The following is a 23,070-nucleotide window of genomic DNA, read 5'->3' on the forward strand; positions in this document are numbered from 1 at the left end:
CCCAGCACATCACATAACGCACTCATTCCGTCACCGTTCGCCACAACCGGAGGTGCGGAGTGCAGGGTCCGCCGGTCCCGGCCCGGCGGCGGCGGGGCGATCGCCGAGCCGTCAGACCAGGCGGACCGGCTTCTCCGGGCGTACGCCGAGCTCCGCGAGCCAGTCGCGCAGGGGCTCCGGGTCCCCGTCCTCCACCAGGGTCAGCACCCGGGGGGCCAGGTCCGCGCGGCGCTCGCCGGCGACCAGGAGGACCGGGCCGTCGAGCCAGTCCAGCCCCGGGGCGGCATCGGCCGAGTCGACGGCCGCGGCGCACACCAGCGCCGTCACGTGGTCGGCGAGCAGATCCCGCCCGCTGCGGGGCGGCTGGAGCGGGAACAGCGGCACGGCGTCCGCCCCGCGCGCCGCTCCGCCACCCGAAGCGGCACCCGCGCCGGTGGCGCGTTCCTCCCTGGCCAGGTCACCGCTGAGCCGGCCGGCCAGCGCCTCTGCGGCCGCGCCCTCCCCGGCGGCGTCCGTGAGATGGCCGAGCACCCGGTCCAGCGTCGGCCCGGGGCCGGCCGGGACGGCGAGGGCGTCCAGGGCCGCGTGGAGCCGGGCCGCCTCCGCACGCCACTTGCGGTCCACGACCTCTTCCGGATACGCCGCCCAGTCCACCGGCGACCAGTCCGGACCGGCTTCGGCCGGACCGCCGTGGAACAGCCGGGCGGCGAGCAGCGAAGCCGCCTCGTCGATCACCCCGGGCCGCTCCAGCAGATCGCACGCGGGCCGCTCGCCGAGCCGCGAGGTGAAGCCCTCGGCCAGCCGGTCCCGCCGGGACAGCTCGGTCAGCGCGGAGACCACCCCGGCGTCGAGGTGCGCCGGCCAGCGGCCCATCCGCCACGCGGGCAGCGCGACCCGGGTCAGCAGCCGGTCCCAGCCCGCGTACGCGAGGCCGACCTGCTCCTGGGCGACGATGCGCAGCCCGTAGTCCACGCCCTGGGCACGGTCCGAGGCGGCGGCCGCGACCCCGCGCTCCATCTCGGCGGCGTCCGTCTGGCACAGCCTCAGCAGCAGCCGGGCCGGCCGGCCGATCCAGCCGAGGCCGGGCCTGCTTCCGACGTCCACCGCGGCGTCGAGCCCGCGCACGAAGCCCCGGGCATCGGCTATGTCCGGATGGGCGGAAGGACCCGTGCCGGCGACGACCGGCGCGAGGACCGCCCGCAGTTCGGCGACCCGCATCCACCACAGGAACGGCGAGCCGATCACCAGCACGGGGGCCGCGCCGGGCTCCGCCTCGCGCCCGCCCGATATGCCGCTGCGCCGGTGGGCCGCATGCGTACGGTCCTCCAGCCAGCTGTCGCAGTCCGGGGTCAGGGCTATCGCCGAGGGCGCCGGCACGTCCATCCGGTCGGCCAGATCCCGCACCATCCGGTACAGGTCGGGCGCGGCGGACTCCGGCAGCGGCACCGTCGGCGTCACGGCCGGGCTCGCCCGCAGCACCACCGCGGCGAACACCCCGCCGACGAGCAGCACCAGGACGGCGACGACGCACACGACGAGCGTCACCACGGGCCAGGGGTCACCGGCCAGCCGGCCCGTCATCCGGGCGCTCAGCAGGACCACCGCGAGGGCGGCGGGCAGCACCCCGAGGGCCAGTGCCCGGCTGCGCACCCGCAGCACGGCCAGGGCCCGGGAACGCGCGGACGGCGCGCCCCCTTCCACGATCGAACCGGTTCCGGACACGGCCGGACCTCACCCCCTCTGCCCTGCGGCGGTTTTGCTCACTCCCCCACTGTGACACCCGCCACTGACATCGCAATGCCGGTGGGCCAAGTGCCGGAATGCTTGGCATCGCACCCTAGTTGGGGAGCGACCGGCAGTCAGCCGGACCGGGTGACCATCACCCGATGGAATGGCTTTGGGTAAAGGTGGCTGCGTTCGAACGAGGCCGGATGCACTCGCACGCGGACACGCGCGCGGGCCCGGTGCGCACCGGGGTGCGTACCGGGCCCGCGGGCCTGTTGCCTTGCCGATCGGCCTGCTCAGCGGCCTTCGGCCGCCTTGGCGGCGATGTCCGTACGGTGCTGGGAGCCGTCCAGCCGGATCCGCGCGACGGCCTTATACGCCTTCTCGCGGGCCTGTGCCAGATCGGATCCGGTCGCCGTCACCGAGAGCACACGGCCGCCCGCGCTGACGACGGCCTCGCCCTCGCGCCGGGTCCCCGCGTGCAGGACGTACGCGTCGGGACCGTCTTCGGCGGCCACCTCGGCCAGGCCCTCGATCGGGTCCCCGGTGCGCGGGGTCTCCGGGTAGTTGTGGGAGGCGATGACGACGGTGACGGCCGCGTCCGCGCTCCAGCGCAGCGGCTCCTCGGTGTCCAGGGTGCCCTTGGCGGCGTGCAGCAGCACGCGCGCGAGCGGGGTGCGCAGCCGGGCCAGGACCACCTGGGTCTCGGGGTCGCCGAAGCGGGCGTTGAACTCGATGACGCGGACGCCGCGCGAGGTGATCGCGAGCCCGGCGTACAGGAGTCCGGAGAACGGGGTGCCGCGGTGGCGCAGCTCGTCCACGGTCGGCTGGAGGACGGTCTCCATGACCTCGTCGACCAGCTTCGGGTCGGCCCACGGCAGGGGCGAGTACGCGCCCATGCCGCCGGTGTTGGGGCCCTCGTCCCCGTCGAGCGCGCGCTTGAAGTCCTGCGCGGGCTGGAGCGGCAGCACGGTGACGCCGTCGGTGATGGCGAAGAGGGAGACCTCGGGGCCGTCGAGGTACTCCTCGATGACGACGCGGTCGCAGCCGAGCGCGTGCGCGCGGGCGGCGGCCCGGTCCTCGGTGACCACGACGCCCTTGCCCGCGGCGAGGCCGTCGTCCTTGACGACGTACGGGGCGCCGAAGGCGTCGAGGGCCGTGTCCACCTCCTCCGGGGTGGTGCACACGTAGCTGCGGGCGGTCGGGACGTCGGCCGCGGCCATCACGTCCTTGGCGAACGCCTTGGAGCCCTCCAGCTGCGCCGCTTCCGCGGACGGGCCGAAGACGGGGATGCCGGCGGCGCGGACGGCGTCGGAGACGCCGGCGACCAGGGGCGCCTCCGGGCCGACGACGACGAGGTCGGCTTCGAGTTCGGTGGCGAGGCGGGCCACGGCCGCGCCGTCGAGGGCGTCGACCGGGCGCAGCTCCGCCACCTCGGCGATGCCGGCATTGCCGGGAGCGCAGTACAGCGCGTTGACGTCGGGGTCGAGGGACAGAGAGCGGCACAGGGCATGTTCGCGGGCGCCGCCGCCGATGACGAGGACCTTCACGCCCTGCAGCCTAGCCCGCGTGGCGGGATGTCCTTCGTGCGGCCACCCAATGAGACGGCCCTACTCGTTTGTGTATTCCTCTATGACGGTGGCTCCGAGCTCGCGCACGATGAGGTCGTGTCCGGTCAGGGCGCTGTCGACCAGGTCCGGATCGTCCTCCTCCGGTACGTCGTCCTCGGGGGCGACCGGCGGCGGTGCCTGCCGTACGGGGGGCTGCGGCGCGGAGCCGCCCTGCTGGGCCGGGGGCTGCGGCGGCTGGTACGGCTGCTGCTGCGGGGCGGGACCCGGCTGCTGGGCGGGGGCCGGGGCGGCGGGCGGCGGGTTGTAGGCGGTGGCGGCCGGGGCGGGGTACGAGGACGGGGCCGGGCCCGGCTGGCCGCCGCCCGCGCCCACCACGGCCTCGATCTTCCAGTTGACCTGGAACTGCTCGGCCAGGACGGCCTTGAGCACGTCCTCGCTGCCGCTGCTCGCGAAGTTGTCGCGGGCTCCGGGGTTGGGGAAGCCCAGTTGCAGGGTCGTCCCGTCGAAGCCGGTGACCTGGGCGTTCTGGCTGAGCAGGATCCAGGTGAAGCGGCGGCGGTTCTTGACGGCCTCGAGGATGCCCGGCCACATCGCCTGGACCTGGCCGGCGCCGGCGGCCATGCCGGGCGAGGGGGCTGCGGCGGGTGCGGCGGCGGGGGCCGGTGCGGCCGGAGCCGGGGCGGCCGCGGCGGGCTGGCCCGAACCGGGCGCGGCGGCGCTGGGCCACGCCCCCGCGGCGGGGGCGGAGGCGGGGGCGGCCTGAGCGGGGGCGGCGGCTCCGGGCCAGGCGCCGGGGGCGGCTCCGCCACCGGGCTGCGCCGCTCCGGGCCAGGCGCCGGGCGCGGCGGCGGGGGCCTGAGCCGGAGCGGGTGCAGAAGCGGGTGCCGGAGCCTGCACCGGGGCCGGGGCAGGGGCGGCCTGGACCGCGGCCGGGGCTTCGGCCGGAGCGGGCGCCGGCGCGGCCGGAGCCGCCGGCTCGGGCGCCCGTACGGCGGCAGCGGCGGCCCGCGCGGCCGCGACGGCCCCGCCGGGCCCGGCCGGGGCCATGCCGTGGGCCTCGGGCGCGGGGACGTAGCCCATGGCGGGCCCGGCGGCCGGGGCGGCGGCCATACCGGCCATACCGGCGGCGCCGGGCGTGAACCCGCTCCGCTCGAGCCGGTCGAGCCGGGCCTGGAAGGACCGCTCGTCGTCGAAGGCGGCGGGCAGCAGCACCCGGGCGCAGATCAGCTCCAGCTGGAGCCGCGGCGAGGTCGCACCGCGCATCTCGGTGAGTCCGGTGTTGACCAGGTCGGCGGCGCGGCTCAGCTCGGCGGCCCCGAACACCGACGCCTGGGCCTGCATCCGCTCGACGACATCGGCGGGGGCGTCGATGAGCCCCTTCTCCCCGGCGTCGGGCACGGCGGCCAGGATCACCAGGTCCCGCAGCCGCTCCAGCAGGTCGGCGACGAACCGGCGCGGGTCGTTGCCGCCCTCGACCACCCGGTCGACGACCTCGAAGGCCGCCGCCCCGTCCCCGGCGGCGAAGGCGTCCACGACGGAGTCGAGCAGCGAGCCGTCGGTGTACCCGAGCAGGGAGGTGGCCATGGCATACGTCACACCCTCCTCGGCGGCACCGGCGAGGAGCTGGTCCATGACAGACATGGAGTCACGCACGGAGCCGGCGCCGGCCCGCACGACGAGCGGCAGCACGCCGTCCTCGACCTTGGCCCCCTCGCGCCCGCAGACCTCGCCGAGGTAGTCGCGCAGCGTCCCGGGCGGCACGAGCCGGAACGGGTAGTGGTGCGTACGGGACCGGATGGTCCCGATGACCTTCTCGGGCTCGGTCGTCGCGAAGATGAACTTGAGGTGCTCCGGCGGCTCCTCGACCACCTTCAGCAGGGCGTTGAAGCCCGCCGAGGTGACCATGTGCGCCTCGTCGATGATGTAGATCTTGTAGCGGCTGGAGGCGGGCCCGAAGAAGGCCTTCTCCCGCAGGTCACGGGCGTCGTCCACGCCACCGTGCGAGGCCGCGTCGATCTCGATGACGTCGATCGACCCCGGCCCGTTGCGCGCCAGGTCCTTGCAGGACTGGCATGTGCCGCAGGGCTCGGGAGTGGGACCCTGCTCACAGTTCAGACAGCGCGCCAGGATGCGCGCGCTGGTGGTCTTGCCGCAGCCTCGCGGACCACTGAACAGGTACGCGTGATTGACCCGGTTGTTCCGCAGGGCCTGCATCAGGGGGACAGTGACATGCTCCTGCCCGATGACCTCGGCGAACGACTCGGGGCGGTAGCGGCGGTACAGCGCAAGGGACGACACGTCTACGAGGTTATCCGGGCCCACCGACAAAGACGTCCCGCCGAAGGCCCCGCGGGCCGCCCCGGAACGCAAAGCGCCCCCCACGCACCCGCCAGAGCCCACTTACCCTTGCTGCCTTCCGGCCCTGGGGGAGTTGGGTGAGATAGCGCCACGTGAGGGGCTGGGCCCCACCCTAGCGGATGAAAGCCCCCGGAATCGACCCTGCCCCCGACCGGAACCCGGCGCGGACCCGATGCGGACCCGACGCGGAACCCGCCCAGGTCGCCGCCCGGATCCCCCGCGGGCGATCACGTTCGCGAGCACCCCTCAACGTCTTGTATTGTTTGCGGCGGAGGATTCGCCTAGTGGCCTAGGGCGCACGCTTGGAAAGCGTGTTGGGGGCAACCCCTCACGAGTTCGAATCTCGTATCCTCCGCAGTCGCCTGAACAGGCGAACGAAGACCCCGGACCGCTCCAGCGGCCGGGGTCTTCGGCATGCTCTGGTTGCACTTCTGGTTGCGTTTAGAAGTGCGATTTCGGACATTTCGGCGAACGGGCGCCCCTGTCGCACCGCAATGAGGCCGCTCACAGCCCGTGAACGCCCACCAAGCGGGTACCTGCCCTCATGCGGCACCCGCGGCTCACGTGGATTCGCCATCCTTGAACCCGGTGCCGGGGCTCCGGCCCCCGCTGCGACGGTCCCTGGTCTGACGAGGTGCACCCCCGTATGAAGTCCCGATCAACACTGGCCGCATGGCTGGGCAGCCTCGAGGCCTCTCATCTGGCACGCGTGCTCGGGACGCGGAAGGACGCCGCGTCCCCTCCGGAGCCGCGCTCGGTGGGGGAGCTGGCCGACCGTCTTCAGCGCCCGGGTTCGGTGGCGCTTGCCCTGCCGCGGCTCGCGCTGCCGCATCTCCAGGTCGCCGAAGCGCTGGCAGCGCTGCGTGCGCCCGCGTCGCGCGATGCCCTGGCAGATCTGCTGGGAGTTGCGGACGACGACACCACCCGCGAACTGGAGGCCGTGCTGGAGGCTTTGGCCGATCGGGCTCTGGTCTGGCCGGACGGCGCGGGGAAGCTCCGCATGGCCGGCCCGCTGCGGCAGGCGTGGGACGCGCCTCTGGGACTGGATGCCCCGCTGGAGGAACTGCTCGCGGGCACGACCTCCGACGAACTGCGCGGCATGCTGGCGGCACTGGGCGTCAAGCCGCCGGGCGGCAAGTCGCAGCGGCTGGCCGCGCTGGTGGAACACCACAGCGACCCGGAGCGGATTGCCTCCGTGGTCGCCAAGGCCCCTGCGGCGGCCCGGAAGCTGCTCGAAGGCAGAGCGGGAGCTGGGCCGGCGGGGCCCGCGCGGTTCATCATGCTCGGGAGCCCGGGCCCCGATCTCGAACCGGGCGCCCGGTGGGCACTTGAGCGGGGACTCCTGATCCAGGACCGCCACCGCTACGGCCCTGCCCGTATGCCTGCCGAGGTGGCGGTCGCGCTGCGCGGGCCCGGCTGGCACGCGCCGTTCCAACCTGTCCCGCCTTCCGCGCGATCGGCGTCCGCCACCCCGGCGGAGGTGGACCGCGAGGCGTCGGCCGCGGCCGCGGCGTTCGCCACCCACGCCGCCTCGGTCCTGTCGGCCTGCTCGACGACCGCGCCGGCCCGGCTGAAGTCCGGCGGCATCGGTGCGCGTGAACTGGCCCGGATCGGCAAGGCGGCCCAGGCCGACGAGGCCGTCGTACGCCTCACCCTGGAGACCGCGTTTGCCGCCGGACTGCTGGCCCGGGACGGCGATCGCGTGGCCCCCACCGAGGCTTACGACGCCTGGGCGGAACAGGAACCCCCGGAGCAGTTCGCCGTACTGCTCCAGGCATGGCGGAACCTGCATCTCACCCCCACCCAGGCGCGCGACGAGGACGACAAGGCGCTCGCCGCACTCTCCGCCGCACCGCCCTGCAACGGCTGTGTGCAGGCCCGCCACGGGCTGTTGGCCGCAGCCGCGCGGCTCCCGGCAGGGCAGGGCGTGCGGGTCGCGTCGGATCTGGGGCCGCTGATCGCCTGGTACCGCCCCCTCGCCGACTCGTCGCCGGACGGACCGCCGTTCGCCACCGTGATCCGCGAGGCCGAACTCCTCGGCGTACTCGCGCGAGGCGCCCTGTCCGCCATCGGCATCCACCTGCGGACCGGTGACGTGGAGGGGCTGGGAATCGAGTGCCGGCGGCTGCTGCCCTCGGCCACCGCGACGGCCCGGATCGGCGCCGACCTCACCGCCGTCGTCACCGGCACACCGTCCGCGCGGCTGGCCGCGCTCCTGGACTCCGTCGCGGGCCGGGAGACCAGTGGCACGGCGTCGGTGTGGCGGTTCAGTGCCGGCAGCGTCCGCCGGGCTTTGGACGCCGGCCGAACCCGCGAGGACATCACGGCCGACCTGGCCGCTGTCGCCGTCGGGCCACTGCCACAGCCGCTGTCGTACCTGATCGCCGATACCGCACGAGGCCACGGGCGTGCACGCATCGCCCCCGCCTCCTGCGTCCTCCACGGCGACGAGCCCGCACTCCTGGCCGAACTCGCTGCCCACCGCAGGCTCGCCAAGCTCGGACTACGACAGCTGGCGCCGACGGTGCTGATCAGCCGCAGCCCGCTCGACACGACCCTCGCCGCGCTCCGGGCCGAGGGATACGCCCCCGTCGCCGAGACAGCCGAGGGCACGGTCCGCATCGAAGAGGCCCGGCCTCGGCGGGCTGGCGCTGCCGTTCCGGCTCCGCGCGACTCCAGAGCGAGCAGTGGCGGCCGGATCCCCACGAGCACGGCGAAGGAATCCGCCGCCTTCGACCCGAGCACCTTGGCGATCCGGTTGCTGGCGGCTCCGCCCGCTCCCGAACCGGCGCCACCCGACGCCGGAGCGCCCTTCGCCACGGAGACCGAGGAGATCGTCGCGGGATGGGCGAAACGCCTTCCGTACAGCGACGTCCGCCAGCTCGCCCATGCCATCGACGCCGGTCAGGCCATCACGGTCGAGTACGTCGCAACCTCGGGCAACCGGACCGTGCGCACCGTCAGTCGCCTCGACCTCGATCCGCCCTACCTCGAAGCCTGGTGCCACCTTCGGGACGCCGAGCGCGTTTTCACCCTCTCCCGCATCCACGGCGTGATGAGCGTCGCACCCGAATAAGGGGGAATAGTATCGGTGGCGATACTATCTCTGTCGATACCATCACGGGCTGGAGATTCATCGTGCGGCGTTTCATCGGCCGGGACCGCGAGCTGAACGTGCTCGGCAACGCGTTGCAGTCGGTTCACGATGCCGTCGGGTCGGTGAAACCGGGGCAGTGCATCCTCATGCGTGGACGACGACGGGTCGGCAAGTCCAGCCTCGTCGAAGAATTTCTCCGACGCACCGAGGTTCCGTATCTGTTCTTCACAGCGGCGGGCGGCACGGCGGAGGACGAGCTGACGGAGTTGCTCGACGCCGTCGCCAGATCCACCCTGCAAGAGCGGGAACTGTTCTCGGAGGAGACTCCAGAGCAGTGGAATGCGGCATTCAGGCTGCTCGCGGAGATCCTTCCCGACGACAGCCCGAGCGTGGTCGTCATGGACGAGGTTCCGTACCTCATGGGCCGCATCGACGCCTTCGAGGGCATGCTCCAGCGGGCATGGGACCGCCTGCTCAGCCGCAAACCCGTGCTCCTCCTCCTGGTCGGGTCCGACCTGTCGATGATGGAGGCGCTGAACAGCTACGACCGGCCCTTCCACCAGCGGGGCCGGGAAATGGTCGTGGGGCCGCTGAACCCGGCCGACATCGGCGAGATGCTCGGTCTTGAGCCGGCGGCCGCCTTCGACGCCGCCCTGATCACGGGCGGACTTCCGCTGATCTGCGCAGAGTGGCGGCCCGGCGCCGACGTCTGGGAGTTCCTCCGCGACTCACTCGACAACCCGATCTCGGCACTGCTGGTCTCCGCCGAGCGGTCGCTGGCCGCGGAGTTTCCACCACAGGCGATGAGCCGGGAAGTCCTGCGGGCCATCGGAAGCGGGGAAAGAACCTTCACCAACATCGCTCGCGCGGCGGGCGGTATCGCCCACACCACTCTCACCCGAGCCACCGACGTCTTGACCGAGAAACGGGTGGTGGCAGCCGAGTTGCCCCTCTCGCTGAGACCGTCGAAGGAACGCCGCTACCGCGTGGCCGATCCCTACCTCCGTTTCTGGCTCGCGTTCCTGGATCCGCACATGGCGGAGATCGAGCGGATGCGGGGTGACCTCGCTCTGAGCCGGATCCAGGAGCAGTGGACGAGCTGGCGGGGGCGTGCCGTCGAACCCCTCGTCCGGGAATCCCTCGCCCGCCTCCTGCCGGACGACCTCCTGCCCGCCGCCCCCGCGATCGGCGGGTACTGGACCCGCAGCAACGACGTCGAAATCGACCTGGTGGGCGCCGACCGGCAGCCGGTGGCCAAGGAGTTGCTCTTCCTCGGTTCGGTCAAGTGGCTGGAGAACTCCGCGTTCGACGGCCACGACCTGGCCGCGTTGCAGAAGCACCGGGCCGCGATCACCGACGAGCCGGTACCGCTTGTGGCGGTCTCCCGCAACGGGACCACATGTTCCGGGCTCGGGCTCCAGGCGGCGTACGGACCCGAAGAGCTGCTCGGCGCCTGGCGCAGAGCGTAGTCAGGGGCCGGACTCCTGTGGTTGGGCCCCACCGTTCGCGGTGGGGCCCTTCGACGTTCCCCGGCCCAGTGCGAGCACGCTCAGGCCGAACATCAGGACGCCCAGCGGTACATGGAGCGACGGTATGTGCGCGATGCCCAGCACCACCTGCACCGAGGCGAGGACCAGGAAGCCGGACGCGTAGAGGATGGGGCGGGGGGTTCCGCCGCCCGGGCGCCAGGCCAGGATCGCGGCGAGCACGTACAGCATCGATGCGCCGTACATCACACGCGCTCCGACTCCGTGCAGCGTCTCGCCGTAGGACGTGGACAGCAGCAGTCCGGCGGTGGCCGCCTGGAAGAAGACGGCCAGGGTCTGCAGGGCGATCGCGACCCGCAGGAAAGTGCCGGTGCGCCGTTCCGCGGTCGTGCGGTCCCGGGTCGTGCGGTCCCGGGTCGTGCGGTCCCGGGTCAGGCGGTCCCGGGTCGTGCGGTCTCGAGTCGTGCGGGTGGCCATGGTGCGGTCCCCTCTTCTGCCTCGCGGCGGTGGCTCGGTACTGTCTCGACAGTCCGACGACGTGGGCCCGCGAAATGTGAGGCGAACGAGGAAACGGGGAGCGGTCGCCGACGTGAGCACCTCCGAGACGGATCCGCGCGCGGTCTTCGGCGAGCGGCGCCGTCTGATCGCCGTCGCCTACCGGCTGCTCGGTTCGCTGACCGAGGCCGAGGACGCCGTGCAGGAGGCCTACGCCCGCTGGTACGCGATGTCCCCGCAACAGCAGGGGGCCGTCGAGTCACCCGGCGCCTGGCTGACGACGGTGGCCGGCCGCATCTGCCTGGATCTGCTCGGCTCCGCACGCGTCCGCCGCGAGCGCTACGTCGGCGCGTGGATACCGGAGCCGCTGCCCGGCGGTACGGAGTGGAGCGACGGGCCGGCCGACCCCGCCGACCGGGTCGCCATGGACGAGTCGGTGAACATGGCCTTCCTCGTCGTACTGGAGTCGATGACACCGGCCGAGCGCGTGGCGTTCGTCCTGCACGACGTCTTCCGGTACCCCTTCGCCGAGATCGCCGGGATCGTCGCCCGGTCACCGGCGGCCTGCCGGCAGCTGGCGACCTCCGCCCGCCGGCGCGTCCGCGCCGCACGGGCCCCCGCGACCGCGGCCACGACGGCCGGTCAGGCCGGTCAGGCGGGCCTGGTGCGGCGTTTCAAGGAGGCGTGGGAGGCCGGGGACATCGAGGCCCTCGTCGGCCTCCTCGACCCCGACGCCACGATGACCGCCGACGGCGGCGGACTGGCCGGCGCCGCGCTCCGCCCGGTGGTGGGCGCCGAGCGCATCGCCCAGTACCTGATCCACATGGCCGCCAAGGGCCCCGGGCCGACGCTCCTGGAGCGGACGGTCAACGGCCGGCCGGGCCTGGTGGCCCGGTACGCGGGCACCACCGTGAGCGTGGCGGCGTTCGAACTGACCGCCGACCGCATCACCCGCATCTGGGCGGTCCGCAATCCGGAGAAGCTCCGCGCCTGGAACGCGGACCGGACGGACGGCGCCACGCCCTGACCGGCCGCACGCGACCCGGCCGCACGCGGCCTAGCCGGACGCGGCCCGGCCGATCTGCCCGGCCGCCCACTGCGCCCACTCCCGGCGCATGGCGTTGAACCGCAGGCCGTACTCCAGGGCGATCCTGCCGTGGGCCGAGAGGGGGTCGTCGCCCCAGTCGATGGACGCCTCCAGCTGCCGCAGGCCCTCGTACTCCTGCTCGGACATCTCCATCAGCTCGGTCAGATAGCCCCGCGCCTGCTCGGGCGTGAGCACGCCGAGGAAGAAGACCCTCAGCAGGACGTCGCTGCGCGTGTTGCGCTGCGGCCTGGTCCCGGTCAGCCAGTGGCGCAGCTCGGCCAGCCCCTCGTCGGTGAGGGTGTACTCCTTGCGCCCGCGCGGGCCCTCCGCCGAGACGCTGATCATCCCGGCGTCGGCGAGCTTGGACAGCTCCGTGTACATCTGGCTCTGGGTGGCGGGCCACACGTTGGCCAGCGAGGTCTCGAAGCGCTTCAGCAGGTCGTATCCGCTGGCCGGGCGCTCTGACAGGAGTCCGAGAAGGGCGTGTCGAAGGCTCATGCCCCTCACCCTACCTTCCATCCTTGACATGTCACTTGTGGAACATCTACTTTCGACATGTCAGAACAGGAACGTCAGCTGTCAGCCCGGGGGTTTCCGATGTCGTACGTACGCACCTTCCTTCCGTGGATCGTCTTCGCGGTGCTTCCGTCCGGCCAGTGGCAGTGGGCCGCGCTCGCCGGTCTCGTCGCGGCGGTGGCGGTGACCGTCCAGCAGCGCCGGACCGGGGCCGGCTTCGACGCGCTGATCATCGAGATCGGCTCCGCGGTCTTCTTCGCGGCCCTGACGGCCGTCGCCTTCGCCGACCCGCACTCGGGCGTGCACGACTACTCGGCGGCCCTCTCCTCGGCCACCCTGGCCCTCGTCGCCGGGGTCTCGCTGCTCGTGGGCAAGCCGTTCACCCTGGGCATCGCCAAGCGCAGCACCCCCCGCGAGGTCTGGGGCCTGCGGCCGTTCATCCGGATCAACGCCGTCATCACCGGAGTGTGGACCGCGGCCTTCGCCGTGACCGCAGGCGCGCTCGCCGCCCTCGCCCACGCCGGCCACGGCCACTCGCCGTCCGCCACGCTCGTCCAGGCCGCCGGGTTCGTCGTCCCGATGCTCTTCACCGTCCGCTACGTCGCCGCCGTGCAGGCCAAGGCCGAGGCGCGCTGAGCAACTCCGGCCGCCGGGCGGCCGGTCGGGAGCCGCCGCCCGGCAGGGGGGTAGGGTGCGGGCGTGCCGTCGTACTCCATCGGGCAGGCCGCCGGGCTGCTGGGCGTGAGCGCCGAAACCGTCCGCCGCTGGGCCGACGGGGGCCGGCTTCCCGTGCGCCGCGGCGCCGACGGGGCGCGCTCCTTCGACGGGGTGACCCTCGCCGCCTTCGCCAAGGCCCGTGCCGGTGAGCCGCGGCCGCAGCCGCCCGCGGGCAACGGAACGGCCACCTCCGTACGGAACTCCTTCGTCGGGATCGTCACCGCGGTGCGGCTCGACGACGTGGCCGCCCAGGTGGAGATCCAGTCGGGCCCGCACCGGGTGGTGTCCGTGGTGACGCGGGAGTCGGTCGAGGAGCTCGGGATCGCGGTCGGGGTCTGCGTCACCGCGCGGGTGAAGTCGACCGAGGTGTACGTCGACGTCCCGTGAGACGAGCCGGCCGCCGTCAGACGCAGCGCAGCGCCGCGTAGAGGTCCAGCTTGTGGTCCAGCCGGGACAGGTCACGGCCCGTCAGGGACTCCACCCGCTCGATCCGGTAGTGCACCGTGTTGACGTGCAGGTGCAAGGCCTCGGCGGTGCGCGTCCACGAGCAGTTGTTGGCCAGGAACACCTCCAGCGTCTCGCGCAGCATCCCGTCCCCCAGCGCCCCGAGCGTCCGTGTCGCGTAGACCGACCGGACCTCCTGCGGAACCCCGGACAACAGCGCGGACAGGGTGTCCAGTTGCTCCACCGCGCGGACCGGAGCGCTCTCGTCCGTCGCCGTCAGGGCGAAGCGGGCCTGCTGCATCGACGCGCGTAGTGCCTCGGCGCCCGCAGCCCGCGCACCCGCGCCGAGCCGCAGATCGGCCTCCGGGCCGCCGCACGCCCGGATCAGCCCCCAGACCGGGCGGAGCAGCCCCGGGACGTCGACCGCCGCGTCCCGGTCCTCGTACAGGACCGCGACCGAGCGCCCCACCGCGTACGGGACTTCCTCCAGGTGGGCCAGCGCCTCGGCCAGGGCGTCGCCGTCCGTCGCCGTGAGCACCCGGTACGGGCCCCCCGCCGGGAGTCCGGCCGCGGCCAGCGCCTCCTCCAGGGCTCCCGGATCCGCGGCCTGCTCCGCCGTCTCGAGGAGTACGGCCAGCTCCCGGCCGGCGGCGCGCACCGCGTCGGCGCGGCGGGCCCGGCCGTCGCGGTACTGGGCGAAGACCTCGGCGATCTCGTGGAGCACGCGCGGGGGCGCGGCGTCCGCGTCCGGCATGTGCAGCAGCCAGGCGTCGTACGGGGTGCCCTCGGACTCGATGCGCAGCGAGAGCCCCTCGCGCAGCGCGCCGCCGCCCGCCCGCTGCGCCGGGATCGCGGGCGCGGACGGGGTGCGGGCGACGGTGCGGCCGCTCGCGGTCAGCAGGTAGCAGGCGACCTTGCCCAGGTGCGCGCATGCCCGGTCCAGCAGCTCGGCGGGGCCCGCACCGCCTTCGAGGAGGCGGCTGAGCTCGGCGCGCACGTTCTCGGGCAGCGCGAAGAGCCGGTTCGGGCGGCGGCTGAGGTCGCCCCACTGGCGCAGGTAGACCGCCTCGGTGACCGCGCGGAAGCTGGTCTGCGCGGGCACGGCCACGAGCGGCACGCGGTGGGCGCGGCAGGCGGCCACCAGCTCGTCGGGGACCCGGCCGTGGGTCTCCTCCCCGGCGAGGAGGGCGGTGGCCCCGGCCTCGGCGAGGGCGGAGACGAAACGATCCGCCTTCACCACGTCGCCGTCGGTCCACCACACCAGGCCGCTGAGCACGAGCTCGCCGGGACCCAGGAAGCGGCGCGGGTCCTCCAGGTCGGTGGCGGTGACCCCGCTGACCTCCTGGCCGAGAAGGGCGTCCTCGCCCCAGAGCAGGGTGAGGCCGAGGTTGTCGGACTGAAGCAGGTCGAGGACGTGCATGCGGGGCTCCTTGCGGCGGGCGGCAGCCCACATTCGCGAGGCGAATACGAGAAACACCATCGTAAATGCAAGGGCAAGAGCTCGGTCAGCCTCTTGGTTGATCCTCCAGGGCGAACCGCCCGGAGTCCAGCGGTTTCCGTGCTCGGCCACAGTCGTCCGGGGCCGGTACCCGTTGGTTCACTGACTGGAAACGCTCGGTTTCCCGGGTGTCCCGAGTGGAGGGGGTGGCTCACCTTGGATCTCAACACCGTGCTCGACGTGCGCGACGCACGCCGCCGCGGACCCTGGCGCCCCGGCGACGCCTGGCTCGGTGGCGGGACGTACCTCTTCTCCGAGCCCCAGCCCCACATCCGCCGCCTGGTCGACCTCTCGCGCATGGGCTGGCCGCCCCTGTCCTGGCAGCCCGACGGCGCTCTCGACATCGCCGCCACCTGCACCATCACCGAGCTGTCCCGGTTCGGCCGGTTCCTGCCGGCGACCGCGGCGCCGCTGATCGAGCAGTGCTGCCGGGCCTTCCTCGCCAGCTTCAAGATCTGGAACATGGCCACCGTCGGCGGGAACCTCTGCAACGGCCTGCCGGCCGGCCCGGTCATCTCGCTGGCCGCCGGCCTCGACGCCACCGTCCTCCTCCAGGGCCAAGACGGCGCCACCCGCCGCCTGCCCGTCACCGACTTCATCCTCGGCGCCGGGGTCAAGGACCTGCGCGAGGGCGACCTGCTGCGCTCCATACGCGTCCCGGCCCGCTCCCTGACCTGCCGCACGGCCTTCCGGCAGGCCTCCCTCTACGGGCTCGGCCGCTCCGGCGCCCTGGTCATCGGCACCCGCGACCCCCAGGACGGGTCCTTCGCCCTCACGGTCAGCGCCGCCACCACCCGCCCCTTCCGCTTCTGGTTCGCGCTGCCGCCCACCGCCGCCGAGCTGCGCGGGGCGATCGACACCGCGGTCCGTGCGGACGAGTGGTTCGACGACATCCACGGACTGCCCGACTGGCGGCGCCACATGGCCCTTCGCCTGGCCGAGGAGATCCGCCGCGAACTCACGTCGGCGCCGCCGCAGGAGGAGGTTTCCCGATGAGCTACGAGATCCAGATCAACAAGGAGCGCTTCGACACCGAGCCCCGCGCCGGCCAGTGCCTGCGCACCTACCTGCGCGAGCGCGGCTGGTTCGGCGTGAAGAAGGGCTGCGACCAGGGCGACTGCGGGGCCTGCACCGTCCACGTCGACGGGCAGCCCGTGCACAGCTGCCTCTACCCGGCCGTCCGCGCCGAGGGCCGCTCCGTGACCACGGTCGAGGGGCTCGCCAAGCCGGGCGGCGAACTCCACCCGGCGCAGCAGCAGTTCCTCGACGCACAGGGCTTCCAGTGCGGCTTCTGCACGGCCGGCTTCCTGATGACCACTGCCGCCCTCCAGGCCGAGGAGGGCACCGCCCACGACGACGGCAAGCTCCAGGACCTCCCGCGCGCCCTCAAGGGCAACATCTGCCGCTGTACGGGCTACCGCGCCATCGAGGACGCCGTACGCGGGGTGAAGCACACCGAAACCCCGGAACAGGGCGCGGCCGTCGGGAAGAGCCTCGGCGCCCCGGCCGGCCCGCTCGTGGTCACCGGCACCGCCCGCTACACCTTCGACGTCGAGGTGCCCGGGCTGCTCCACATGAAGCTGCTGCGTTCCCCGCACCCGCACGCCCGCATCGTCGACATCGACATCCGCGACGCCCTCCAGGTCCCGGGCGTGCACGCCGTCCTCACCCACCACGACGCCCCCGACCACCTGTACTCCTCCGCCCGGCACGAGCACCCGACCGAGGACCCGATGGACACCCGCGTCCTGGACGACGTGGTCCGCTTCGTCGGCCAGCGCGTGGCGGCCGTCGTCGCCGACAGCGAGCAGGCCGCCGAGGAGGGCTGCCGCCGCGTGGTGGTCACGTACGAGGAGCTCCCGTACGTGATCGACCCGGAGGAGGCCATGCTTCCGGGCGCCCCCGTCATCCACCCCAAGGGCCCCGAGTCCGGGATCTTCCGCGCCGAGAACAACGTGTGCGGCGAGGTCCACAACACGGTCGGCGACATGGAGCAGGGGTACGCGGAGGCCGACGTCGTCCATGAGGAGACCTTCCAGACCCAGCGCGTGCAGCACGCCAGCCTGGAGACCCACGGCAGCGTGGCGTACTTCGAACCCAAGGAGGAGGGCGACGGCGAGCGCATCACCGTCCGCTCCTCCACCCAGGCCCCGTTCCTGACCCGGCGGGCGCTGTGCGCGCTCTACGACCTGAACGAGGACGAGGTCCGCGTCGTCGCGGGCCGCGTGGGCGGCGGGTTCGGCGGCAAGCAGGAGATGCTGACGGAGGACATCGTGGTCCTCGCCGCCCTGAAGCTGCGGCGGCCGGTGAAACTCGAATTCACCCGGGCCGAGCAGTTCCACGGTGCCACCACCCGCCACCCCTTCAAGATCACCATCAAGATCGGCGCCAAGGCCGACGGCACCCTCACCGCCCTGCGCATCCGCGTGCTCGCCAACACGGGCGCCTACGGCAACCACGGCCCGGCCGTCATGTTCCACAGCGTCGGCGAGTCCTTCGCCGTCTACAAGGCGCCGAACAAGGAGGTGGAGGCGTACTCCGTCTACACCAACGGGGTGCCGGCCGGCGCCTTCCGCGGCTACGGCCTGGGCCAGGTCCTGTTCGCCCTCGAATCGGTGATGGACGAGCTGGCCATCAGGCTCGGCATGGACCCGCTCGAACTGCGCGAGAAGAACGTCATCGGCGCCGGCGACCACATGGTGACCCCGATCGGCCACGAAGAGGACCTGTTCATCGCCTCGTACGGGATGAAGCAGTGCATGGACGTGGTCCGGGGGGCCATCGCCGAGGACCGCAGCCACGAGGACGTCCCGGAGGGCTGGCTCACCGGTACGGGATCGGCCGTCGCCATGATCGCGACCGGTCCGCCGGGCGGCCACTTCGCCGACGCCCGGGTCTCGCTGCTGCGCGACGGTACGTACGACATCGCCGTCGGCACGGCGGAGTTCGGCAACGGCACGACCACCGTCCACAAACAGATCACCGCGGGCGCGCTGAACACCACGGTCGACCGGATCGCCGTGCGCCAGTCCGACACGGACGTGGTCCGCCACGACACCGGCGCCTTCGGCTCGGCCGGCACGGTGGTGGCGGGCAAGGCCGTGATGCTGGCGGCCAATTCGCTCGCGGAGCGACTGCAGACCTTCGCGGCCCGGCACACGGGCGTGGCCCGGCACCTGTGCAGGCTGTCGGCCGAGTCCTTCGACTGCGCGGGCCGGATCGTCACGCTGAAGGAGCTGTACGAGGCCGCGTACGACAAGGGCAGGCTGGAGGAGATGGCGGCGGACGGCCACTGGAGCGGCTCCCCGCGCTCGGTGGCCTTCAACGCGCAGTGGTTCCGCCTCGCCGTGGACCCGGACACGGGGGAGATGAAGATCCTCCGGTCCGTCCACGCCGCCGACGCGGGCAAGGTCATGAACCCGATGCAGTGCCGCGGCCAGGTGGAGGGCGGCGTCGCCCAGGCGCTGGGCGCGACGCTGTTCGAGACCGTACGGGTGGACGAGCGCGGGGAGGTGACCACGGCGGCGTTCCGCCGCTACCGGCTCCCGCAGTACGCGGACGTCCCGCGCACGGAGGTGCACTTCATGGAGACCTCGGACGCGATCGGCCCGCTGGGCGCGAAGTCGATGAGCGAGAGCCCCTTCAACCCGGTGGCCCCGGCGTTCGCGAACGCGCTGCGGGACGCGACCGGGGTGCGGTTCACGGAGCTGCCGGTGACACGCGACATCGTCTGGCGGAAGGTGAACCAGAGGTTGCAGGACCTGCAAGGGCAGAACACACGATGAAGCCACATCTGCGGGTTGTATCAAGCCATCAACCTTGCAGATGAGGTTCCGGAATGACGGGCCCCGGGCACAATCGCCCCATGGCCAAACTCATGCTGCACGGAGATCTGGACCACCCGGCGACGCTGAGCGTCGCGGACCTGCGGGACTGGGTACAGCACCGGGCCGAGGTCACCTTCGACTGCGCGACGAACGGTCCGCAGCACCATGTCTTCGAAGGCGCCCTGCTCCGTGACGTGGTCGCGGACGCCGGGCCGTCCTTCGACGCCCGGCGGCGCAAGGACCGCAGCCGCTTCCTGCTGGCGGTCAGCGGCGGGGACGGGCACCACACCGTCCTGTCCTGGGCCGAGCTCGACGCGGACTTCGGCGGCAGCCCGGTAATGCTGGCGACCCGCCTCGACGGGGAGGACCTCGACGAGGCGGGCGCGCAGCTGGTGGTCCCGACGGACCGGTGCGGGGCGCGCTACGTCAGCGCCGTCACGCACGTGTGGTTCGGCTCGCTCTCGCCGCCGAGCCTCGGGCTCTAGGGGGTGTCTTTGGGATCAGGCGGTCGCGAGCGAGATCTCGGTGGACTTGATCAGCGCCACGACGGAGGACCCGGCGGCCAGGCCGAGCGCCTCGACGGCGTCCTTGGTGATGGCGGCGGTCAACCCGCCCCCGTTCACGTCCACCTTGACGGAGGCCATGGCACCACCGGTGGCGACGTCGGAGACGGTGCCGGCCAGCTGGTTGCGGATGCTGATGCCGTCGACGGCGCCGGTGGCCAGCGCCACCTCCGTGGCCTTGACGAGCGCCTTGACCGAGGACCCCTCGGCGATGCCGAGGTCCTTGACGGCGTCGGCGGTGATGGCGGCGGTGATGTCCTGCCCGCCTTCCAGACGGACCTTGACCGTGGCCATGGCCTCGCCGGTGGTCACGGCGGTGACGGTGCCGGCGATCTGGTTGCGGATGCTCAGGCTCATGGGGATGTCCGACCTCTTCGGTAGTGGCTTCCCGCGGTCCGGGCGAACCGCACAAGATCGACCGTAGACACCCCGGCCCCGGCGTGCGTTCGACCCATCGCATCCGCCAGCCGGAACCACTCGTGCGGCTCGCCCCTGCGGTTTTCAGGCGTTCTGGGGCACCTCGGGCTTCAGCATGCCGCGCAGCGCGTCGCGGAACTCCTGGGTGTCCTCTTCACCGTGCACGGCGACGGCGTGCTGGACGGCCGCCCCCATGACCTCGTCTTCCTCACCCGTGATGGTCAGGGTGCACCCGATCTCGCTGGGGTACTCCCTGCAGTCCATGACCTTGCGCATGACGCGCCTCCCTTCCACTCCCCACGATCCTCCGCTTGCCCGGGCGGCGAAAGCCGGGCCCACGGGGAGGGGGAGGGGATGCGCCCGGGCCGCCGGGTACGGTCAGGGCCGGGGACCACCAGGGGGGACGGGCCGGATGCGACGAATCGCGGAGAGACAACACCCGACACGGGCATGCCGTACGGGGCCTCTCGTCACGGCCGTCTTCGCGTCGCTGCTGGCGCTGTCCGTGGGGTGCTCGAACATCATGGAGCTCCCCTACACGCCGGAGCGGATGGATCCCGACCCGGCGCGCGCGAAGACGCGGGAGGTCTCCGGCCGCCTGCTGGAGATGGCCGGGGTCAAGGGCAAGGTCACCGAGCCCCGCACGGGCATGAGCCTCGTGGTCTGCGACGAGTACGGCAAGGACCTGTACGCCCTGGAGCACCGCTGGTCGGTGGGCGGCATGACCAGCGACCAGTACGACGCCGGCATGCGGAACCTGCGGAATGTGCTGGGCGGGAACGGCTGGAAGATCAAGAAGGACGGCCCCGACGAGATCCAGGCCTCGAACGAAGCCGAACACTTCTCCGTGAAGGTCGCCGCCCACACCGCGACGCTGGAGCCGACGCTCGACTTCACCGTCAACTCCCGCTGCTACCAAGCGACCTCACACGCCGCCTACAACGAGGGCTGACGCCGCGCGTACGAGACGAAGCCGGCCCAGGCCCGCGGCGTGAGCGCCAGCTGTGGCCCGTCGAGCACCTTGGAATCCCGCACGCGGACGGCTTCGGGACAGGCCGCGACCTCGACGCAGGAGTCGCCTTCAGGGCCGCTGCTGTAGCTGCTCTTGACCCACGCCACTTCGACACAGTCGTTGATGTCGCTGCTGCTGCTGTAGCTGCTCTTGAACCAGTCCAGCTCGGCCTTGTGGATCATGTCTCTCCCAGCAGTTGCTCGATAAAGGCGCGCGACTCCCAGGGCGTCAGCGCCTGGGCCCGGAGCATGCCATACCGCAGGTCAAGGGTCCGGAGCCGCTTCGGGTCGGACACAGGGCGTCCGTTGAATGCTCCTTCGGAGCGTCCCACCGCCGTACCGTCAGCGAACTTCAGCAGCTCGATCCGACCTTCCATTCCCGCATGGGCCTCACGATCAATCGGCATCACCTGGAGAGTCACATTCCGCAACTCGGTGAGTTCCAATAGGCGTTCGAGCTGGCCACGCATGACCATTGTGCCCCCGATAGGGCGTCGAAGGCTTGCCTCTTCCTGGACGAATCCGAGCGTCGGCGCAGGCGCCCGATCGAAGATCGACATGCGCGCCATGCGTCCGGCGACTCCGCGCTCGACCTCGTCACGCGAGTAGGCGGGCTGCCTCATCTCGAACAGCGCACGCGCATAGCCCTCGGTCTGCAGAAGCCCATGCAGACCCTGAATGGTGAAGGCACCGACCTCGACAGCTTGGGCCTCCATCCTCGCGAGCTCCCGAACCTTCTTCGGGTATCGAACCCGCCCCAGATCCTCCCGCATGGCCCGGATCAGGCCCCCGGCCTTCAACGCCTCGTCGACCTTGTCCAAGTACTCCGGCTCGGCGATCCGCTTGCCGCCCTCGACCTTGTAGATCAGGGCCTCGCCGTACTGGATCGCCGCCGCGAGCTCGCCGACCCGCATCCCCAGCGCTTCCCTCCGTGCCCGCATCTGCCGGCCGAGGGCCGCGACCACCGCCGCGCCCTGTTCGTCCTCGGGGTCCACGGACCAGCTGTGCTCTTCCGTACCGTCACCGTCCACGTCCACGCCCATGCGCACCCACCTCCTCAACGCGCCTTACCCGTCGCTCGCGTTGGGACAGTCTCGACAGCGTTGGACAAAGTCGTGGACGTTCGTGCGGGCCGCACCCGCGGGCGGGTCGCGCCCGGGCGCGACCCGGTGCGGCACGACGCTTTGTCTTTGGAAGAACCAAGAGAAAGAAACTCCCGCCCAACCCCTCCAGCCTCCCCGGAGCGGCGCTCACTCACACGGGTGAAAGGTCCCAACTCGGCTGGATTTCATGCCGGTTGCCTGGCATATGCTCGCCGCGACACCCCAGACAACAGGACGGCCCCCGCCGGGACTCGCAATCCCGACGAGGGCCTGACCACGAGAAGGATCCAACTTCCCGATGGCTTTCCAGCACTCTAACGCGACCTCGCGTGCCGCGTACGGCGTTCAACACGCCAACGTCCGGCAGACCCGCAATTTCACCGTGGTCAGCAACGACCTGATCCGGCATCCCCACTTGTCGATGAACGCGCGGGCCCTCGCCTCGTACATCCAGTCCGTGCCCCGCGGCACCCCGGTCGGCATCAAAGCCCTGGCCGGGCAGCTGCCCCTCGGCGAGAAGGCGATCGCCAAGGCGCTGGGCGAGCTGGAGGCGTACGGGTACCTGCGGCGGCTCCAGGAGAAGCTGCCGGACGGGCGGATCGTCACCCGTACGGTGTTCTGCAACGCCCCGAAGGCCGTCACCCCATCGGAGCCGAAGCCCGAACCGGCGCCCCGACCCGCACCGACCCCCGCCCCGGAACCGGCACCCCCGCCACCCCCGCCACCCCCGCCACCCCCGACGGCGGCCCTCCCGGCCCCCCGCAACCCGCACAACCCGGCCCGCCGACAGCTGGCCGAGGAACTCCTCGCCGAACTCCGCCGGGCCGACCCCCGCCTGCTGCTCGGCGCCCGGGACGTCCAGCGCCTCGCGGGCGGCGTCGAGGCCTGGCTGGAACGCGGGGCCACCCACCAGGCGGTGGCCGACGCCCTCACCGCGAACCTCCCGGACCATCCCCGCAACCCGGCGGGCCTGATCGCCCACCGCCTGACGGCCCAGCTCCCACCCCACCTGCCACCACCACCCCGCAGAACCCCCTTGGCCCCGCCACACCCCTTCCAGACCTGCGAAAAATGCGACCTCGCCTTCCGCAGCCCCACCCCCGGCACCTGCAAGGGCTGCACCTCCACACGACCCGGCGATGCGGCCTAGCATG

The 23,070-nt window shown here is 72.4% G+C and carries 20 protein-coding genes, 1 tRNA gene and 1 other RNA gene; 11 read left to right on the forward strand and 11 right to left on the reverse strand.

Translation table 11 applies throughout. The features are described 5' to 3' along the window. Positions 1-111 precede the first annotated feature (111 nt). From ACFYZS_RS09935 to ffs, 4 genes are all read right to left on the reverse strand, one after another. Complete coding sequence (locus ACFYZS_RS09935; RefSeq protein WP_389009015.1) at positions 112-1,722, reverse strand: hypothetical protein; 1,611 nt, start codon at positions 1,720-1,722, stop codon at positions 112-114. Between the two features lie 299 nt (positions 1,723-2,021). Then, positions 2,022-3,275, reverse strand: a complete 1,254-nt coding sequence (purD, locus tag ACFYZS_RS09940; RefSeq protein ID WP_389009018.1) for a phosphoribosylamine--glycine ligase — start codon at positions 3,273-3,275, stop codon at positions 2,022-2,024. 60 nt (positions 3,276-3,335) lie between these two features. Next, positions 3,336-5,594, reverse strand: coding sequence for a DNA polymerase III subunit gamma and tau (locus ACFYZS_RS09945; RefSeq protein ID WP_389009021.1), 2,259 nt, complete (start codon positions 5,592-5,594; stop codon positions 3,336-3,338). Positions 5,595-5,660: 66 nt separating this feature from the next. Continuing rightward, positions 5,661-5,759, reverse strand: an RNA gene (ffs, locus tag ACFYZS_RS09950) — signal recognition particle sRNA small type. Between the two features lie 165 nt (positions 5,760-5,924). Between ffs and ACFYZS_RS09955 the strand changes: the two genes are divergently transcribed. The 3 genes from ACFYZS_RS09955 (at position 5,925) to ACFYZS_RS09965 (ending at position 10,220) form a co-directional block, all read left to right on the forward strand. Further along, positions 5,925-6,009 (forward strand) — tRNA-Ser (locus ACFYZS_RS09955). A 291-nt stretch (positions 6,010-6,300) separates the two neighbouring features. Continuing rightward, positions 6,301-8,730 (forward strand): helicase C-terminal domain-containing protein, encoded by a 2,430-nt coding sequence (locus tag ACFYZS_RS09960; RefSeq protein ID WP_389009024.1) that lies wholly within the window; start codon positions 6,301-6,303, stop codon positions 8,728-8,730. 62 nt (positions 8,731-8,792) lie between these two features. Further along, positions 8,793-10,220, forward strand: a complete 1,428-nt coding sequence (locus ACFYZS_RS09965) for an ATP-binding protein (protein ID WP_389009027.1) — start codon at positions 8,793-8,795, stop codon at positions 10,218-10,220. On the opposite strand, the gene ACFYZS_RS09970 is transcribed toward ACFYZS_RS09965, so the two are convergent. Next, on the reverse strand, positions 10,221-10,598 hold the full coding sequence (locus ACFYZS_RS09970; RefSeq protein ID WP_389010223.1) for a hypothetical protein: 378 nt from the start codon (positions 10,596-10,598) through the stop codon (positions 10,221-10,223). It abuts the gene before it with no gap. Positions 10,599-10,827: 229 nt separating this feature from the next. On the opposite strand from ACFYZS_RS09970, the gene sigJ reads away from it, so the two are divergent. Beyond that, the gene (sigJ, locus tag ACFYZS_RS09975; RefSeq protein ID WP_389009030.1) at positions 10,828-11,760 is read left to right on the forward strand and encodes an RNA polymerase sigma factor SigJ; all 933 of its coding nucleotides are present in this window, start codon (positions 10,828-10,830) and stop codon (positions 11,758-11,760) included. 30 nt (positions 11,761-11,790) lie between these two features. On the opposite strand, the gene ACFYZS_RS09980 is transcribed toward sigJ, so the two are convergent. Continuing rightward, positions 11,791-12,318 (reverse strand): PadR family transcriptional regulator, encoded by a 528-nt coding sequence (locus tag ACFYZS_RS09980; RefSeq protein ID WP_389009032.1) that lies wholly within the window; start codon positions 12,316-12,318, stop codon positions 11,791-11,793. 99 nt (positions 12,319-12,417) lie between these two features. Here ACFYZS_RS09980 and ACFYZS_RS09985 point away from each other — a divergent pair, with 99 nt between their 5' ends. Together ACFYZS_RS09985 and ACFYZS_RS09990 are read left to right on the forward strand one after the other, a co-directional pair. Then, the gene (locus tag ACFYZS_RS09985) at positions 12,418-12,972 is read left to right on the forward strand and encodes a hypothetical protein (RefSeq protein ID WP_389009035.1); all 555 of its coding nucleotides are present in this window, start codon (positions 12,418-12,420) and stop codon (positions 12,970-12,972) included. Positions 12,973-13,035: 63 nt separating this feature from the next. Continuing rightward, positions 13,036-13,440 (forward strand): molybdopterin-binding protein, encoded by a 405-nt coding sequence (locus tag ACFYZS_RS09990; protein ID WP_389009037.1) that lies wholly within the window; start codon positions 13,036-13,038, stop codon positions 13,438-13,440. A 16-nt stretch (positions 13,441-13,456) separates the two neighbouring features. Here ACFYZS_RS09990 and ACFYZS_RS09995 read toward each other — a convergent pair whose 3' ends face one another. Then, a complete protein-coding gene (locus tag ACFYZS_RS09995) occupies positions 13,457-14,917 on the reverse strand; it encodes a PucR family transcriptional regulator (RefSeq protein ID WP_389009040.1) in 1,461 nt (486 codons plus the stop codon). 234 nt (positions 14,918-15,151) lie between these two features. On the opposite strand from ACFYZS_RS09995, the gene ACFYZS_RS10000 reads away from it, so the two are divergent. The 3 genes from ACFYZS_RS10000 (at position 15,152) to ACFYZS_RS10010 (ending at position 19,307) form a co-directional block, all read left to right on the forward strand. Next, positions 15,152-15,991, forward strand: coding sequence for an FAD binding domain-containing protein (locus ACFYZS_RS10000; protein ID WP_389009043.1), 840 nt, complete (start codon positions 15,152-15,154; stop codon positions 15,989-15,991). Then, entirely contained in the window at positions 15,988-18,780 is a 2,793-nt protein-coding gene (locus ACFYZS_RS10005) for a molybdopterin-dependent oxidoreductase (RefSeq protein WP_389009046.1), read from the forward strand. The genes ACFYZS_RS10000 and ACFYZS_RS10005 overlap by 4 nt, the downstream gene beginning before the upstream one ends. A gap of 80 nt (positions 18,781-18,860) precedes the next feature. Beyond that, entirely contained in the window at positions 18,861-19,307 is a 447-nt protein-coding gene (locus ACFYZS_RS10010) for a molybdopterin-dependent oxidoreductase (RefSeq protein WP_389009049.1), read from the forward strand. A 15-nt stretch (positions 19,308-19,322) separates the two neighbouring features. Here ACFYZS_RS10010 and ACFYZS_RS10015 read toward each other — a convergent pair whose 3' ends face one another. Both ACFYZS_RS10015 and ACFYZS_RS10020 read right to left on the reverse strand, forming a co-directional pair. Beyond that, a complete protein-coding gene (locus ACFYZS_RS10015; RefSeq protein WP_389009052.1) occupies positions 19,323-19,742 on the reverse strand; it encodes a molybdopterin-binding protein in 420 nt (139 codons plus the stop codon). Between the two features lie 144 nt (positions 19,743-19,886). Beyond that, entirely contained in the window at positions 19,887-20,078 is a 192-nt protein-coding gene (locus ACFYZS_RS10020) for a DUF1059 domain-containing protein (RefSeq protein WP_376020578.1), read from the reverse strand. 247 nt (positions 20,079-20,325) lie between these two features. On the opposite strand from ACFYZS_RS10020, the gene ACFYZS_RS10025 reads away from it, so the two are divergent. Then, entirely contained in the window at positions 20,326-20,754 is a 429-nt protein-coding gene (locus ACFYZS_RS10025; protein ID WP_389009055.1) for a hypothetical protein, read from the forward strand. Here the strand turns inward: ACFYZS_RS10025 and ACFYZS_RS10030 are convergent. Continuing rightward, on the reverse strand, positions 20,739-20,996 hold the full coding sequence (locus ACFYZS_RS10030; RefSeq protein WP_389009058.1) for a DUF397 domain-containing protein: 258 nt from the start codon (positions 20,994-20,996) through the stop codon (positions 20,739-20,741). The genes ACFYZS_RS10025 and ACFYZS_RS10030 overlap by 16 nt on opposite strands. Then, positions 20,993-21,856 (reverse strand): helix-turn-helix transcriptional regulator, encoded by an 864-nt coding sequence (locus ACFYZS_RS10035; RefSeq protein WP_389009061.1) that lies wholly within the window; start codon positions 21,854-21,856, stop codon positions 20,993-20,995. The genes ACFYZS_RS10030 and ACFYZS_RS10035 overlap by 4 nt, the downstream gene beginning before the upstream one ends. Positions 21,857-22,214: 358 nt before the next feature. Here ACFYZS_RS10035 and ACFYZS_RS10040 point away from each other — a divergent pair, with 358 nt between their 5' ends. Then, entirely contained in the window at positions 22,215-23,066 is an 852-nt protein-coding gene (locus ACFYZS_RS10040; protein WP_389009064.1) for a helix-turn-helix domain-containing protein, read from the forward strand. Positions 23,067-23,070 lie beyond the last annotated feature (4 nt).

The sequence above is a fragment of the Streptomyces sp. NPDC001903 genome (assembly GCF_042891345.1).
Lineage (GTDB): Bacteria > Actinomycetota > Actinomycetes > Streptomycetales > Streptomycetaceae > Streptomyces.

What these genes read in the sequence shown, in the direction of transcription:
- ACFYZS_RS09960 (WP_389009024.1), top strand. Translation starts at nt 6,301, where the DNA reads ATGAAGTCCCGATCAACACTGGCCGCATGGCTGGGCAGCCTCGAGGCC.
- ACFYZS_RS09980 (WP_389009032.1), bottom strand. Translation starts at nt 12,318, where the DNA reads ATGAGCCTTCGACACGCCCTTCTCGGACTCCTGTCAGAGCGCCCGGCC.
- ACFYZS_RS09985 (WP_389009035.1), top strand. Translation starts at nt 12,418, where the DNA reads ATGTCGTACGTACGCACCTTCCTTCCGTGGATCGTCTTCGCGGTGCTT.
- ACFYZS_RS09995 (WP_389009040.1), bottom strand. Translation starts at nt 14,917, where the DNA reads ATGCACGTCCTCGACCTGCTTCAGTCCGACAACCTCGGCCTCACCCTG.
- ACFYZS_RS10005 (WP_389009046.1), top strand. Translation starts at nt 15,988, where the DNA reads ATGAGCTACGAGATCCAGATCAACAAGGAGCGCTTCGACACCGAGCCC.
- ACFYZS_RS10010 (WP_389009049.1), top strand. Translation starts at nt 18,861, where the DNA reads ATGGCCAAACTCATGCTGCACGGAGATCTGGACCACCCGGCGACGCTG.
- ACFYZS_RS10015 (WP_389009052.1), bottom strand. Translation starts at nt 19,742, where the DNA reads ATGAGCCTGAGCATCCGCAACCAGATCGCCGGCACCGTCACCGCCGTG.
- ACFYZS_RS10020 (WP_376020578.1), bottom strand. Translation starts at nt 20,078, where the DNA reads ATGCGCAAGGTCATGGACTGCAGGGAGTACCCCAGCGAGATCGGGTGC.
- ACFYZS_RS10025 (WP_389009055.1), top strand. Translation starts at nt 20,326, where the DNA reads ATGGAGCTCCCCTACACGCCGGAGCGGATGGATCCCGACCCGGCGCGC.
- ACFYZS_RS10030 (WP_389009058.1), bottom strand. Translation starts at nt 20,996, where the DNA reads ATGATCCACAAGGCCGAGCTGGACTGGTTCAAGAGCAGCTACAGCAGC.
- ACFYZS_RS10035 (WP_389009061.1), bottom strand. Translation starts at nt 21,856, where the DNA reads ATGGGCGTGGACGTGGACGGTGACGGTACGGAAGAGCACAGCTGGTCC.
- ACFYZS_RS10040 (WP_389009064.1), top strand. Translation starts at nt 22,215, where the DNA reads ATGGCTTTCCAGCACTCTAACGCGACCTCGCGTGCCGCGTACGGCGTT.